Source organism: Citrobacter sp. S55_ASV_140, assembly GCF_018919505.1.
In the GTDB taxonomy this organism is placed as follows: Bacteria; Pseudomonadota; Gammaproteobacteria; order Enterobacterales; family Enterobacteriaceae; genus Citrobacter; species Citrobacter werkmanii.
In genome coordinates, this window is sequence record NZ_JAHLQZ010000097.1 from 1 (window position 1) to 15,144 (window position 15,144).

Here is a 15,144-nt window from a genome sequence, read left to right on the forward strand (position 1 = left end):
ACACAGGACTATTACCTGAAGGTGATACATTCTTAGCACCCTACGCAAATAAGAATTATTTTCATTTGCTTATACCTTGTGCTATATAACATAGCAAAGGCTATATTCGTTGATAAATTAACCACTTTGTTGTGAGGGATACTATGCCGCAGTTGCCCCATCTGAAGTCATTTCTCCTTGCTGGCGCGTTAACGGCGCTGACGTTGTCGCCTGCCTGGGCGCAAGAAAAGTTCAAAGTGATAACCACTTTTACGGTGATTGCGGATATGGCAAGTAACGTGGCAGGTGACGCTGCGGACGTCAGTTCCATCACCAAACCTGGGGCAGAAATTCATGAATATCAACCCACGCCGGGCGATATCAAGCGGGCGCAAGGCGCACAGCTTATCCTTTCGAACGGGCTCAACCTCGAGCTGTGGTTTGCCCGTTTCTACCAGCATTTATCCGGCGTGCCGGAGGTAATGGTCTCCAACGGTGTGCAGCCAATGGGTATCAGCGAAGGGCCGTACAACGGCAAACCGAATCCGCACGCCTGGATGTCGGCAGAGAACGCACTTATCTACGTGGATAATATTCGCGATGCGCTGATGAAATACGATCCGCAGAATGCCGCAATCTACCAGAAAAATGCGCAGAGCTATAAAGCCAAAATCCAGCAGACCCTGGCGCCACTACATGCAGAACTGGCGAAGCTCCCTGCCGATAAACGCTGGCTGGTCACCAGTGAAGGCGCGTTTTCTTATCTGGCACGCGATAACGGCCTGAAAGAGTTGTATCTGTGGCCGATCAACGCCGATCAGCAGGGCACCCCCAAACAGGTACGCAAAGTGATCGATGCGATCAGAGCGCATCATATCCCAACGGTATTTAGCGAAAGCACTGTCTCCGACAAGCCTGCGCGTCAGGTCGCCCGTGAATCCGGTGCGCATTACGGCGGTGTGCTGTATGTCGATTCGCTCAGCGCTGCTGATGGCCCGGTACCGACCTATCTGGATTTACTGCGCGTCACAACACAAACCATTGTTAACGGCATCAACGAAGGTCTGGAGAGCCAACCATGAGTCACTCTGCGATTACCGTAAATCAGGTTACGGTGACGTATCGCAACGGTCACACCGCATTGCGGGACGCCACTTTTCAGGTTCCGGGCGGTTCGATTGCCGCCCTGGTCGGCGTAAACGGTTCGGGAAAATCAACGCTTTTTAAAGCGCTGATGGGTTTTGTTCGCCTGGCGCAGGGGGAAATATCTATTCTGCAACAGCCGGTTAATCAGGCGCTGAAACAGAATCTGATTGCCTATGTTCCTCAGTCGGAAGAGGTGGACTGGTCGTTTCCGGTACTGGTGGAAGATGTGGTAATGATGGGTCGCTTTGGCCACATGGGCTGGCTGCGTCGGCCAAAACAGATCGACCGCGCCTGTGTTGATGCGGCGCTGGCACGGGTCGATATGCTGGACTATCGCCATCGCCAGATAGGTGAACTGTCCGGCGGGCAGAAAAAACGCGTTTTTCTGGCGAGGGCTATTGCCCAGGATGGACAGGTGATTTTATTGGATGAACCCTTCACCGGCGTGGATGTGAAAACCGAGGCGCGCATCATCGACCTGCTACGCGAACTGCGCGATGAGGGGCGGACCATGCTGGTCTCTACCCATAATCTGGGGTCCGTTACCGAGTTTTGTGATTACACGGTAATGATTAAAGGTACGGTGTTGGCAAGTGGCCCGACCGAAACCACCTTTACGACTGAGAATCTCGAGCAGGCATTCAGCGGCGTTCTGCGCCATGTGGCGCTGAGCGGCGGTGAGCAACATGTGATTACCGATGATGAACGCCCGTTTATTTCGCGACGTGCGGCCAACGAGGGGGAATAATCATGAACTGGCTGACAGAACCGTTTGGTTACCAGTACATGCTCAACGCGATGTGGGTCTCGGCGATGGTCGGCGGCCTGTGTGCGTTTCTCTCCTGCTATCTGATGCTCAAAGGCTGGTCGCTGATTGGCGACGCGCTGTCGCACTCTATCGTTCCGGGCGTTGCTGGCGCTTATATGTTAGGGCTTCCCTTCGCGCTTGGCGCTTTTCTTTCCGGTGGACTGGCAGCGGGCAGCATGCTGTTTCTCAATCAGCGCTCGCGCCTGAAGGAAGATGCGATTATCGGACTGATTTTTTCCTCTTTTTTCGGTATCGGGCTGTTTATGGTGTCGCTCAATCCGATGTCGGTCAACATCCAGACCATTATTCTGGGAAACGTGCTGGCGATTGCACCGGAAGATATTGTGCAACTGGCCATCATCGGCGTCATCTCGCTGACTATTCTGTTGTTGAAGTGGAAAGATCTGATGGTGGTTTTTTTTGATGAAAACCACGCGCGCTCCATCGGTCTGAATCCTGGCTGGCTAAAGCTGTTATTTTTTACGCTGCTCTCCGTTTCCACGGTTGCCGCTCTGCAAACCGTCGGCGCATTTCTGGTGATTTGTCTGGTGGTCACACCCGGCGCCACCGCCTGGCTGCTGACGGATCGTTTTCCACGTCTACTCACTATCGCCGTAGCTATCGGCAGCCTGACCAGCTTTTTTGGCGCCTGGCTGAGCTACTGGCTGGACGGCGCAACCGGCGGAATTATTGTGGTTCTACAAACGCTGCTGTTCCTGCTGGCGTTTGTCTTTGCGCCAAAACACGGTCTGCTGGCGAATCGCCGTCGTGCCCGTCAGGTAAACAAGGAGTCCGTATGAGCTTAACGACGCTGCTGGAACCCTTTCAGTTTAGCTTTATGGTCAATGCGCTGGTCATCTCCACCATTGTCGCCATCCCCTGTGCGCTGTTGTCAGTGTTTTTGGTGCTTAAAGGCTGGGCGCTGATGGGCGATGCCATGAGCCACGCGGTTTTCCCCGGCATTGTGCTGGCGTGGATTGCAGGTATTCCACTGGCGATTGGCGCGTTTATCGCCGGACTGTTTTGCGCGGTGGCGACGGGCTATCTCGACGACAATAGCCGAATTAAGCGTGACACCCTGATGGGGATCGTCTTTTCCGGTATGTTTGGCGCGGGCCTGGTGCTGTACGTTTCGATCCAGTCGGAGGTCCATCTCGATCATATTCTGTTTGGCGATATGCTGGGCGTATCGTTTAGCGATATTGTGCAAACCTCCGTTATCACGCTGGGGATTGCGCTTATCATCGGGCTAAAGTGGAAAGATCTGCTACTGCACGCATTCGATCCGCATCAGGCAAAGGCCAGCGGTCTTAACACGACGCTGCTGCATTATGGTCTGTTGTGTATGATTGCCCTGACGATCGTCGCCACGCTGAAATCGGTAGGCATTATTTTGTCGATTTCCTTACTAATTGCCCCAGGCGCCATCGCGATATTAATGACACGGAAATTTTTCCATGCCTTGTGGCTGGCAGTGGTTATCTCAGTCGTTACCTCGTTTATGGGCGTGTATCTGTCATTTTTCATCGACAGCGCACCAGCCCCCACCATCGTCGTACTATTTTCTCTGCTGTTTGTGATTACTTTTATTTATTCCGGTCTGCGCGATCGCCGTTTCGAACGGCGACGCCAACAATACGACCGCTAACGGCGTGGGCAGTGATATGTCCACTATCGTTATTAGAATACGTAATGACAATATTCCCAGCGCCCTGAACAAATGTCCCGCTCTGAAAGCATGCCATATTGAATAACGCTATTTATTAATCAAATAGCCGCAATCGCATTAGATAAAAATACAGCTAAATTTCAGCCAGCGGGGAGCTTTGCTATGAATGTTAAGTTAAAGGTTATTTCGGCATGTGTGTTACTTTCCATGTCAGTCTCAGCCACCCAGGCGCTAGCCGCATCTGATACCAACGGGACAACTTACTTAGTTAATCGTGGTAACCCACAGTTAAAAGCCAACGGCAAATATATCGACCAAATGATTGCCGAGGTAATGGCAAAAAATAATCTGCCGGGTTTATCCATGGCTATCGTTCAGGCCCCCTATATTCCGCGTTCTGCAGGATACGGCCTGGCAACGGCAACCAATGATGAACTCGCGTCCACCAAGACTATGTGGGGGATTGGGCCAATCACTCAGGCTTTTACCGCCGTTGCGGTGATGCAACTGGTAGAACAAGGTAAATTAAGCCTTAATACCCCGGTGAGCAATTATTTACCGGACCTGCCGCAAAGCTGGCATGACATTACGATTCTGGAGTTAATGCAACATTCATCCGGGATCCCGGACTTCAGATTATTCGGCTATAAGCAGACGCAAAAATATACGCCTGCGCAGCTGGTTGATCTCGTCAAAAATAAACCGCTCGAATTTAAAAGCGGTACGGATATCAACTCCAGCGCGACCGATTTTATTCTGTTAGGGATGGTTATTGAGAAGGTCAGTGGAATGAGTTACGCAGACTTTATCGACAAATACCAAATCGAGCCGTTAGGCCTGCAAAGCACCATGTTCGCGAAAGACATGCCAACGAAAGTGTTCCTCGATCGCCCCACGCCTGATAAGCAACACAATCAGCACGCAAAATTTAAATCTGAAATCCCCTGGATAAACCCCGTTGAGCCCGCGACAGGTTATGTCTCATCGGGTGACAAACTGGAGCCGGTAAGCGCAATCGCCACTAATAACCTGTACGCCTACGGCGGCCTGTGGTCATCTGCAGAAGATATCAGTAAGTGGGATATCGGTCTGGCAGGCAGTACGCTGGTTAAAGACAAAACGCTGCGTGACATCATCTATAGCCCGGCAAAACTGAAAAACGGTAAAGTTGTGCCTGCCATGGCTGGCTGGGAATTTACCCATCATCCTGGTTTCCTTGAAATCAAAGGCACCACGGGCGGATTTAGCGCCTATCTGAGCCGCTTTACCGCCGGTGATGAGCTGGTTTGCGTGACCCTATTGACCAACAAAGAAGGTGTGGACCTGACTCAGGTGGCGCGTGATATCGCTGAGGCCTATAAAACCGGTCTGGGCTCTGGATTAAATTCAGAGAAGATCAAAAATCAGGAGAGTAAATTTTCTGTCGATGAGACGATCTTCCGTCTAAAAGCCCTTCTGAAGAGTGAAGGAGTTCCGGTCTTCACTGAAATTGATCATGAGAAAAATGCTAAGGATGTAGGCATGAACCTCAGGCCCACCAAAGTCCTGGTATTTGGTAATCCGAAAGTCGGCACAAAACTCATGCAAGATAAACAGGGGATCGCGCTGGCTCTGCCACTACGAGTTTCGGTATGGCAGGATAAGATTGGACGGGTTTGGGTGGGCTATGAAAATCTGGATGATGTGGCAAAAACCTACGATCTTCATGATCAGCAGACCGTTGATAAAATTGACAACTTTATGACTAAACTGGTCAGCCGGGCTGTAGATGTTTATACCCAGTAACCGGAGAAGACTTCTCGGTCATCACCTGTAGCGGGAGCGTGACGGCTCCCGCAACGCATGGGCGTTCACTATTTCAGCGCCAGCTCAGCAACGGACTAAACGCTTCGCTGCCCACCAGCGCACGCAGCGCTGGTAGATGGCAATTACGCGCCAGAAGCGGCGGTACGGCAAAAATCGTATCGCCAGGTAAGATGACATTCTCCAGTTGCCCCCACAGGTACCAGCCGGTCTCAACCCCGCTATCCGGGACAAACAAATGCAAATGCCTGCCCTGTTGCGGCTCATCGGTAATGCCCAGCCACTGGCTAAAACGCGGGATATCCGGCGCAACCCCTGTCACCAGCGAACAGCGCCCAACCTGGTTTGCCGGAATATAAAAATTGAGCGTCCCGAGGGTAATACGCACCGCAACCAGATTAATGAGAGTCGGCATAACCACTGGTCTCCTGATAACGCGCAAAAACCAGATTCAGATCGAGCAGCGTGAACCAGGTTTCCGCCACGTTAACCACACCCACAGCGATAGTCTGCAGCGCCGGAGGCAGCGAGTCTCCCGGCAAGTGGATCTGGCTTTCGGCGACTTCCAGCACATCAATCAGCTTATCTATCAGGATCCCGCTTTGCATTTTTTCGGCACAACCAATCAGGATGGTACGTTTACCGGCCGGGTTAACGTCAGGTTTGTCGATCAGGCTGTCCAGCCTCATCACCGACTCCACGCGACCACGGTAGTTGATGACGCCTTCCAGCATCGGCGCACAGCAGGGAACCCAGGATATAGGACGCTCCGCGAGGATCTCTTTTATCTGCGCCCCGTAGAACGCAAAATTCTTACCCGCCAGCTGAAATAGCACCAGCGTGCGCTGCGGTTCATCTACGTTTTCACACTCCGGCTTTTCACCGTGATTTAGGGCGAGAATTTGCTCCAGCTGTTGGCTCATGTTTTCTCCTTTTACTCAGCAATGCAGAAGGTGTTACGGCCATTTTGCTTCGCGGCATACAGCGCCTGATCGGCGCGTTCGCGCAGCGTTTCAACACGATCGCCAAACTGCCACTGCGCAATACCCGCGCTGAAGGTACTGTGAAAACTGGCGTCATTGACGGCGAAGGTGACCTGTTCATAGTCCATGCGCAATCGTTCGACCACCCGAGCCGCCTTTTCGCTACTGGTATTGGGCATAATGATGACAAACTCTTCGCCCCCGTAACGCCCAACAATATCGGTGCTGCGTAAGCGATGGGAAAACAGCTGCGAAATCCCAACAATCACCTGGTCGCCAACCGCATGGCCGTAGGTGTCGTTAATGCTTTTGAAATGATCCAGATCCACCATCACCATGCAGAACGGATTACTACTGTAATTCGACTCGGCAATCGCGCTTTTCAGAAAATGGGTCGTCGTCGAGTGGTTATATAACCCACTCAGACTGTCCTGCGACATACGCGCGCGCAGAGCGCGCATTCTTTCGGCACGGATAGACACGGCACGGATGAGCTCCTCAGGATCGGCTTGTTTGAGAATAAAATCCTCCGCGCCGATGCTCATTGCCCCAAGCTGCGCATGCTTGTTGGTCTCGCTGGAGAGATAGGCGATCGGCAGACCAATATGCTGTGGTATTTGACGAATAAGTTTCGTTAACTCCTCACCGCTAAATTCCGGCATATGGTAGTCCATCAGTACCAGATCGATGGGTTGCGCGTTCAGCACATGCAGTAAATAGTGAGGTTTCTCCAGCACATGTACCTCCATGCCCGCCATGCGCAGCCTTTCAGCGTTGTATTCCGCCACCGCGGGCTCGTCATCGATCAACAGCACCTGATACGGTTTTTTCAGCGAAGGCTGCGTCAGGCGGTGTAGTTCCTGTACCAAATCAGTGATAGAAGCCGGTTTCACGTAGTAGCCATCACAGCCGGATTTAATGGCGTTGATGCGGGCGTTAAAATCGCTGTGGCAGGAGAGAAATAGTACCGGGAAAGGTTTGCCCACTTTCTGCTTCAGATCCGCCATCGCCAACGGTCCACCGTAGGCGTTGTCCGGAAAGCTGACATCCATAATCACCACGGCTGGCGGTTGTGCCAGTACGGCTTGCGTAAAATCCTCAGTATTGGCAAATACATGACAGGTAAAGCCGAAACAACGCAACTGGGTAGCAAGCAACTCAACCTGGTCGACGTCATCATCACACAGGTAGATAGGCTTACTGGCCCGCCGGACATATCCCTCTTCCGGACGCTGCGAGGAGACAGGAAAGGTGAACTCCGTGTCGCTAATACGATGCTCAAGATTGAGCTGCTCCTGGGTGAGGGTATACAGCCAGCGAATAATTCTCCGCAGCTCATCATAATGAAGTATGCTTTGCTCTGTTTCCGGTTCTGTTAGTAAACGCTCACCTTCTGCTGAGGCATTCGCCAGCGGGCTAAAACCAAAAGACCCCGCTGAACCGTGAATACTGTGCAGCAGAATGTGCAGTTGTTTACGACAGGTTTCGCTGGGTTCAGCGACTAATTGAACGAGCAGCCTTTCTGCCTGTGCCAGCATATCGGGGATGCGACGTAAAAATCCCTGACGCAGACGCGCTATTTTTTCCTGCGCTGCCGCCATCGCTATGTGCTTATTTTCTGGTTTCATCAAACGCCCAGGCTTATTCAGTAACGGCGGACGGTAGCAGGAGCGCATTTACTGCCGCCCCCAGATTTTCCGCCAGGTTTTCATCTTTTTTTACCCACCGGTCGTACCGGAGATCGCTGGCCGTCACTTCGTTTGCACTGAGTAATATAAAGGGCTTAGACCAGGCCTGAGCGCGTAACAGCGCCAACAAATCCAGACCACTGATCTCAGGCATATGCAGATCGCTAATCACCAGGTCGATGTTTTTATCCGAGTCCAGGCACGCCAGGGCAGAAATAGCGCTTTCCACAATCACCACGTCGTAGCCATCCATCTGCAAAAAAATAGAGGCCAGTTCAGCCGCAAAAAGATCATCATCAACTAATAAAATTCGCATCTTCTCTCTCGATTTTGCGCCATCAGCACAAAAGCATTTTTAATGTTTTTATTAAACTGTCCTGCTCGAAATCGCCTTTAGCGATGTAGGCGTCCGCCCCTACCTGAATGCCCCGTCGTCGGTCTTCTTCCTTCGCGCGGGACGTCACGATGATGATTGGCGTGTGCTGGTAATTTTTCTCTGCGCGCAACGATTTGGTGAAGGTAAAACCATCCATAAACGGCATTTCGACATCCGTCAGTACGGCATCGAATTGGGTCAGTTTCGCTTTTTGCAGCCCTGACAGCCCATCTTCAGCCAACGTGACCTGATAGCCATGCGCCTCCAGCACATTTTTTTCTATCTCGCGGGTATTGAGGGAATCATCAACCACCAGCACGTGCCAGGCATCTTGCGCCACGCTCGTCGCGGGCGCCGGGGCGCTGGTTTGCCGTGACTGTTGCGCCATCGCCATCAGCGCAGGCACTTGCAGGATGCTGACCAGTTGGTTATCCGGCGTCTGTACCATCCCGGAGACCAGCGACTGCTGCTGCATATGCTTTGGTAAGGGTTTGATCATCATCTTGCGTTCATCGAGCAGCTTATCTACCCGCAGCGCCATTTTGCTGTACTGGTTCTGCACGACGATTAAACGTTGTCCCGCAGATGAGAGATTGCCCTGGCGATCGTGAATGCCCAGCAGAGCGCCTGCGCATACCACGGGAATAAACTCGTTATGCAAAATAATGGCCGGTCGCCCGGCGATATCGCTAATCCCCTCCGGGGTACATTCCACCACTTCGACCACATACTGTGCCGCCAGTCCGAACAGGTGTCCCTGCTCTTCAAATTGCATAATTCGCATCATCGTGAGCGAGACAGGCAGGCGCAGGCTAAAGCTGGTTCCGACGCCCGGGCGACTGTATACCTGCAAATCACCTTGCAGGTCGGTCACCACCGTTTTGCGCACCACATCGAGACCCACACCGCGCCCTGAAAGCTCAGAGACTATCTTGCTGGTGGAAAAGCCGGGATGAAAAATCAGCTCATTACACTCCTGCTCGGAGAGTTGTCCGGCCATTGATGCGGGAACCAGGCCTTTACTGACCGCCTTCGCGCTGATGGCCTCATAATTCAGACCGCGACCGTCATCTTCGATGCGCAGTAATATTCCGCTGCCGTCCTGCTGAGTGGTGATGGTAATGGTGCCGCGGGTCGATTTACCCAGCGCCAGGCGTTCGTCGATCTCGCCAATACCGTGATCGACCGCATTACGCAGCAAATGCGTCAGGGATTCCGATAGCCGGTCAATGAGCTGGCGGTCAATTTCCACTTCACCGCCGACGAAGCGGCACACCACCTGTTTGTTCAGCGTGGACGCCAGTTCACTAACCTGGAGTGAGATCGGCTCAAACAGCGTCGATAGCGGAAGCATGCGGATCCGCGCCGCCACATCGTACAGTTCAAACATCTGCAAATGCTGGATCTGAACGCTTTCTTTTAGTTGAGCGCTAAAATCATGGATCTGCTGGCGAAGCTGCTCGGCGCTCAGGCCCGGCAATCGGGGGACCAACTGACTCAGGTTTTGGATCTGCTGTTCAAGGCGATCATGTCCGGCGAGCACTTCCCCGAGGATGTCGATCAGGCCATCCAGCTTGTTCAGCTTTACTCGTACGAAATCGGCCTGCTTGATACCGGAGTCCAGAGAGGGGGCTGCGGCAGAAGCCGAAACACCAGGTTTGTCCGTAGCCGCTGGCGACTCCAGCGCCACAGTAACGGTTTCTCCCCGGCTGGCGGAGGCCAGGCGTTCGCACAGCCCGGCATCCGCCGGTGGCAACTGATTATCGCCCTCGCTGACAAAAAGCTGGGTCAACTGGCCCGAAAGATACTCCACGGACTCATGAATCAGATTACCCAGCGCCCTGTCCGGCGTCAGTTTGTTATCACGCAGCTCACTTAATACATCTTCAAGATGATGAGTGACATCAGCGATACTTTGCAATTTCAGCATCCGCGCGCCCCCTTTCAGGGTATGCGCGGCGCGAAACATCTCACCTATCCAGGCTTCAGTATGTTCATCAGCGGAGAGGAGAAACGCCCCTTCGCTGATCGTCTGCAAATGACCTCTCCCTTCATCAATAAAGCGCAGAACGAATTTTTTCAGATCGATAGCCATAATCGCTCTTATTTGCCACTTCGGTGGGCAAATTGCGCCAGTTGATGTTCACAAAGAAAACGAAACGTATTGCCAGGAAACACCATCGGCAAACGCAGACGACAAACCGCAGAAGGGTTGTTCATTTCGTCGTTCAGTAATTGCATCACCACGCGATACGTACGCTGCGCAGGTTGGCGTAACTCGCTTTGACGGTACATTTCGGCCAGATAATAGTGCGCCGGCCAGTAACCCGGCTCCTGATAAACCACCTGTTTAAACCAGGCGATAGCCTGCTGCGTCTGGCGCTGCCACATCATCGCCAGGCCGAGCAGCATTTTGGCCTCTGCCGACCACTCATCCTGGGCGAGGATCTTCTGCGCGTTTCCGGCAGTCTGAGAAAACTGACGCTGTTCGAGGGCAATGACGCCCTGAATCAGCAGCGCATCCGGATTACGGGGATCGTCGCGCAATACGCAGGCGATACACTTTTCGGCCTCAGAAAAACATTTATCATCGAGACAGGCACGAGCCTTTTTTAGCCAGTCATCATTTTTCTGAACCATGGGCATGGAAGGTTCATCCTCCACTACCGTTCTCGGCCGTGGAGCGCGTACCGCTACCCTGGGTACTGGTGCGATTGTTGGCGTTTCACGATGATGGCAAAAATAAAAAATTCCCTCTTCCTGCTCCAGCTTCAGGATGTCGAAATTGTTGGCTAACGTTTCCGCGTTGCCAAAAAATAAGGCCCCCTGAGGCTGAAGCATTTTCGACAAATTACCGTGCAGTTCACGACGCGTTGGCGTGTCGAAATAGATAGAGACGTTGCGCAGCAAAATGATGTCCACTTCCGGCAACAGCTGCTCTTTTATAATGTTGGTGCGGTGAAACGAGACTTTCTCGCGGATCGCATCATGCAGTCGGTAAAGATTTCCTGAGCGGGTAAAGTAGCGCTGCTGAATGTCTGGGTCGACGCCGCGAAACGAGTAGCTTGAATAGCTGGCATTTCTGGCTTTTGCCAGGATTACCGGGTCAATATCACAACCGTAAATTTCAATCCGCTGGGCCATTTCGCCCTGGTATTTCTCATGCAGTTTAATCGCCAGCGAGTAGGCTTCTTCTCCGGAAGAACATCCGGCGCTGAGAATACGTACCGGGCCGCTGCGCTGTTGCAGCAGACGCGGGACCCACTTATCGCAGATCAGATCCAGCGTCTCGTTTTCGCGGAAAAAATAGGTTTCGTTAATGGTTATCAGCGTAATGAAGCGATCAAACTCGTCCTGCGAAATACGCAGTTGTTCATAATATTCATAGTAATTACTGATGTTTCGTTCGCTCATACGCCGTTTCAGCGCCGATTTCAGCAACGCTTCCATTGCGTTATCAAAGTGCAAACCCACCCGGTCTTTGATCAGGCGGGCGTAATCAGGAAGATTGGGGATCATGGCAATTTACTCTCAAAATGCCCGTGAAAGGCCATCGATAGCAGCACCTTCGCGAGACCGTCCAGCGGGATCGTGCGGTGTATCAGTTGCCTGTCGATCGCGTTCTTATTCATACCGAACACCACCGAGCTCTCTTCATCCTGCGCCAACGTTCGCCCTCCCCGGCGGAAAATAAGCTCAATGCCGCGACAGCCATCGCTACCCATACCCGTCATAATCAGCCCGACGGCCTTTTCGCGAAATACCTCAGCCACCGACTCCAGCAACAGATTGCAACTGGGATGATAGACATCGCTTTCCTGTCTGGGGATTGCCGCCAGGCGTTGATTGCTCTTGACGATCAGATGCTGCTCCGGCGGTAAAATATAGACGTATCCCGCTTCAACCCGATCGTCTTCCTGCGCCAGCCGCACCTTCAGTTCGGTCACGCTGTCCAACCAGTGCACCATATTTTTTGCGAAGCCATCGGCAATATGTTGGGCAATGAGCACCGGGCATGGAAACGTACCGGGGAGATCCTGTAATAGCTTGCTCAGTGCCTGCGGCCCCCCCGTCGAACAGGCAATCGCCAGCACAAAAGGCCAGTCCTGCGGTGTCTTTACTGTGTCCGTCGTCGGGCGCGCGGCGGGCATTACTGGTTCGGTTGGATGGCGTAATCCCTTGATATGACGGATCACTTTCACACCGACTAACAATTCCACTTTACGATGCAGCGCATCGGTCGAGAGCGGGAAATCGCTGCTATGGTGCAGCACCGCCAGAGCACCACGGGAAATATAATCATCATCCCATTGTTTTTCTGGGCAAAACCGCATCACAAGGATGGGAATAGCGCTGGTCGCCATGATCGTTTCCACAACCTCAACGTTATCGGGTCTTGAGGTATCCAGCGTCAGAATCAGCAGATCGGGCATCAGTTGTTGTAATAATCTCATCGCTTGTCTGCGATGGGCGGCTTGCCCCACCACTTTAATGTGCGGATGATCTTCCAGTTGCCTGACCAGTTCATTACGCGATGCGCTGTCCAGGTCAAGGATCAGCACCCGTATATTGCCGCTGTTCATACATCCGTTTCCGTCAAGGTGAATGACGTCGACGCCTCTTTCAGCGCTTTCGACAGTTGCGTCATATCCTGACTGACAACCAAAATGTCTTTGATCGATTGCGAGGTATAGTTACTGGCCACGACGATCTCACGCAGCGCCATGACCACCTGATTGCTCGCCGTTTTCTGCTGCTGGGTCGATAGTGAAATTTGTAGCGCCGCCGTAGAGGTTTGCTCGGCGGTAACGACGATGTCGTTCAGATGTTCAGCACTGACTTTACAGGCCCTGGCTCCCGCTTTAATGCTCTCGCCGCCTTTCTCCGCGTTCAGCACCAGACGATTGATCGCGTTTTGGATCTCGCTGATCTTATTCTCGATCTCAACCGTCGATTCCGTTACTGAATCGGCCAGACGACGAATTTCAGCCGCCACCACCGAGAAACGCTTACCGGCTTCTCCAGCGCTGGCGGCCTCCAGCGCGGCGTTAAAGGCGATAAGTTTCGTTTGATCGGCAACGCTATTGATGATCACCATCACGCGACTGATTTCCGTCGACTTATTGCCGAGCATCATAATTTCACGCATGTTTTGCTGATTATCGGTATCAATATCCGTCATCCGCATCAGCAATTGTGACATCGACTCTGAACCTTTATTGCAATCCTCAAGCGTCTGGTTGGCAATATCCACCACCGCCCGCGAGTGCTCAGCAATTTGCGTAGAAGAGGCCGACAGCTCTTCCATCGTGGAAGTAATTTCGGCCACCGAAGATGACGTTTCCACGCTGGTTGACGCCTGACCATCTACCGCCTCGGTGATATGCAGCGATGCCTGATGTACCGAATCCGCGTGAGAAACCATATCGCCGACCAGCGAGTGCAGACGCTGACGCATCATCTCTACCGCACTCAGCAGTTCGCCAATTTCATCGTGATGATCGATCTCCACGTCAACCGTTAAATCTCCTTTTGCGATGGTCTGCGCAATCCCGAGTACGCGGTTTAAACGGCGTGAAATCAGAAAACGACTGGCAACGGCAATCAGCAGTAAAATGACCGGTAACAGGAAAGCCGTGAACAACAACAGGCCATTGCGTACCAGGTTACTGCTTCTGGATACATCATCAACGTAGCTGGTGGTGGCAATGATCCAGTCGATCCCGTCGATATATTCATAGACGGCAACCTTGGTCCTCGGCGGCGTACCGTAGCGACTTACCCAGTTGTAGTAAGTGATGCCATTTTTATGTTCGAGGATATCGGCAAACAGCTTATAGCCATTGGCATCGGTGATATTAATCGCCTGTTGATTGCTCAACGATGGATGGACCAACATACGACCCGGTTCGAATCCGGCATCCAGCACGTAGGCGTAACCCTCTTTACCAATATGCACATTCAACAAACGCTGAATAATCGGTTGCAGACTTTGTTTAACATCGAATCCCACCGCAACCGCGCCAACGACCTGACCATATTTATCGGCTATCGGCTCATAGTGGCTAATAAACTGCTTTCCGAACAGCGTGACCACACCCGAAAATGGTTTGTTTTTCAGCAGTAGCGGCAATGCCGGGTTATCGTGCCCCAATGCCGTTGCGGTGGCCGTATTGCCAGAGCTTGCCAATAACGTGCTGCTAACACGCACAAACTGCTCGCCTTGCAAAATAAATGTGCTGGCAAATACGCTGGTTAATTCGGTGAAATGCGCGTTAGTATTGGGATTGCTCAGTATCGCTTTTAATTCAGTTGCATCCATATAACGCAGCGGTTTATCGGCAACGTTTTGGTAATTATTAATATAAACATTACTGTAATGCTCTGCATCGCGGGTGACACGCTGGAATTCATTAGAAATACTATTGTGGAAAATACGCGTGTTGGTTTTAATCATCTCCAGGGCATTAGCCTGCAATTCACGGGAAAGGTAAGAAGATAATATAAAAGAGGCACCGATCAGCAGCGTTGCAATACAAAAAACCAGAATCATACCGAGCTTCATCGCCACACCGGGATGGATATTGTGTAGCCATGAGAGCAGCCGGGCGCGCAGTCCCATACCGGCAGCGCCCGCCGTTCGATTCTTCACTTTACTAATGTCACTCATGATTTTTATTCTCTACCTGAGA

At 52.2% G+C, this 15,144-nt stretch carries 13 protein-coding genes; 5 read left to right on the forward strand and 8 right to left on the reverse strand.

Annotated elements, in window-relative coordinates:
* The first annotated feature begins 143 nt into the window (after window positions 1-143).
* From KQJ18_RS14780 to KQJ18_RS14800, 5 genes are all read left to right on the forward strand, one after another.
* Window positions 144-1,061: a metal ABC transporter substrate-binding protein gene (locus KQJ18_RS14780; protein ID WP_038633117.1), complete on the forward strand. Its 918-nt coding sequence runs from the start codon at window positions 144-146 to the stop codon at window positions 1,059-1,061.
* Window positions 1,058-1,873 (forward strand): iron/manganese ABC transporter ATP-binding protein SitB, encoded by an 816-nt coding sequence (gene sitB / locus KQJ18_RS14785; RefSeq protein ID WP_069324560.1) that lies wholly within the window; start codon window positions 1,058-1,060, stop codon window positions 1,871-1,873. The genes KQJ18_RS14780 and sitB overlap by 4 nt, the downstream gene beginning before the upstream one ends.
* A 2-nt stretch (window positions 1,874-1,875) precedes the next feature.
* A complete protein-coding gene (gene sitC, locus KQJ18_RS14790) occupies window positions 1,876-2,733 on the forward strand; it encodes an iron/manganese ABC transporter permease subunit SitC (protein ID WP_085048857.1) in 858 nt (285 codons plus the stop codon).
* A complete protein-coding gene (sitD, locus tag KQJ18_RS14795; RefSeq protein WP_087856236.1) occupies window positions 2,730-3,581 on the forward strand; it encodes an iron/manganese ABC transporter permease subunit SitD in 852 nt (283 codons plus the stop codon). Before sitC ends, sitD begins: the two co-directional genes overlap by 4 nt.
* A 183-nt stretch (window positions 3,582-3,764) precedes the next feature.
* Entirely contained in the window at window positions 3,765-5,387 is a 1,623-nt protein-coding gene (locus KQJ18_RS14800; protein ID WP_216422196.1) for a serine hydrolase, read from the forward strand.
* 73 nt (window positions 5,388-5,460) lie between these two features.
* Here KQJ18_RS14800 and KQJ18_RS14805 read toward each other — a convergent pair whose 3' ends face one another.
* Genes KQJ18_RS14805 through KQJ18_RS14840 form a run of 8 tightly spaced genes read right to left on the reverse strand, consistent with a single transcriptional unit; the run spans window position 5,461 to window position 15,122 of the window.
* Window positions 5,461-5,820 (reverse strand): hypothetical protein, encoded by a 360-nt coding sequence (locus KQJ18_RS14805; protein ID WP_216422198.1) that lies wholly within the window; start codon window positions 5,818-5,820, stop codon window positions 5,461-5,463.
* Entirely contained in the window at window positions 5,804-6,328 is a 525-nt protein-coding gene (locus tag KQJ18_RS14810; RefSeq protein WP_085048853.1) for a chemotaxis protein CheW, read from the reverse strand. Before KQJ18_RS14810 ends, KQJ18_RS14805 begins: the two co-directional genes overlap by 17 nt.
* An 11-nt stretch (window positions 6,329-6,339) precedes the next feature.
* The gene (locus KQJ18_RS14815) at window positions 6,340-8,016 is read right to left on the reverse strand and encodes a diguanylate cyclase (RefSeq protein WP_216422200.1); all 1,677 of its coding nucleotides are present in this window, start codon (window positions 8,014-8,016) and stop codon (window positions 6,340-6,342) included.
* Window positions 8,017-8,029: 13 nt separating this feature from the next.
* Window positions 8,030-8,392 carry a response regulator gene (locus tag KQJ18_RS14820; RefSeq protein WP_137347511.1) on the reverse strand — a complete coding sequence of 121 codons (363 nt, stop codon included), beginning with the start codon at window positions 8,390-8,392 and terminating at the stop codon, window positions 8,030-8,032.
* Between the two features lie 22 nt (window positions 8,393-8,414).
* Complete coding sequence (locus KQJ18_RS14825; RefSeq protein ID WP_137351648.1) at window positions 8,415-10,547, reverse strand: response regulator; 2,133 nt, start codon at window positions 10,545-10,547, stop codon at window positions 8,415-8,417.
* 8 nt (window positions 10,548-10,555) lie between these two features.
* Complete coding sequence (locus KQJ18_RS14830; RefSeq protein ID WP_159121387.1) at window positions 10,556-11,971, reverse strand: protein-glutamate O-methyltransferase CheR; 1,416 nt, start codon at window positions 11,969-11,971, stop codon at window positions 10,556-10,558.
* Window positions 11,968-13,035: a chemotaxis protein CheB gene (locus tag KQJ18_RS14835; RefSeq protein WP_121529480.1), complete on the reverse strand. Its 1,068-nt coding sequence runs from the start codon at window positions 13,033-13,035 to the stop codon at window positions 11,968-11,970. The genes KQJ18_RS14830 and KQJ18_RS14835 overlap by 4 nt, the downstream gene beginning before the upstream one ends.
* Window positions 13,032-15,122 (reverse strand): Cache 3/Cache 2 fusion domain-containing protein, encoded by a 2,091-nt coding sequence (locus KQJ18_RS14840; protein WP_121529481.1) that lies wholly within the window; start codon window positions 15,120-15,122, stop codon window positions 13,032-13,034. The genes KQJ18_RS14835 and KQJ18_RS14840 overlap by 4 nt, the downstream gene beginning before the upstream one ends.
* Window positions 15,123-15,144 lie beyond the last annotated feature (22 nt).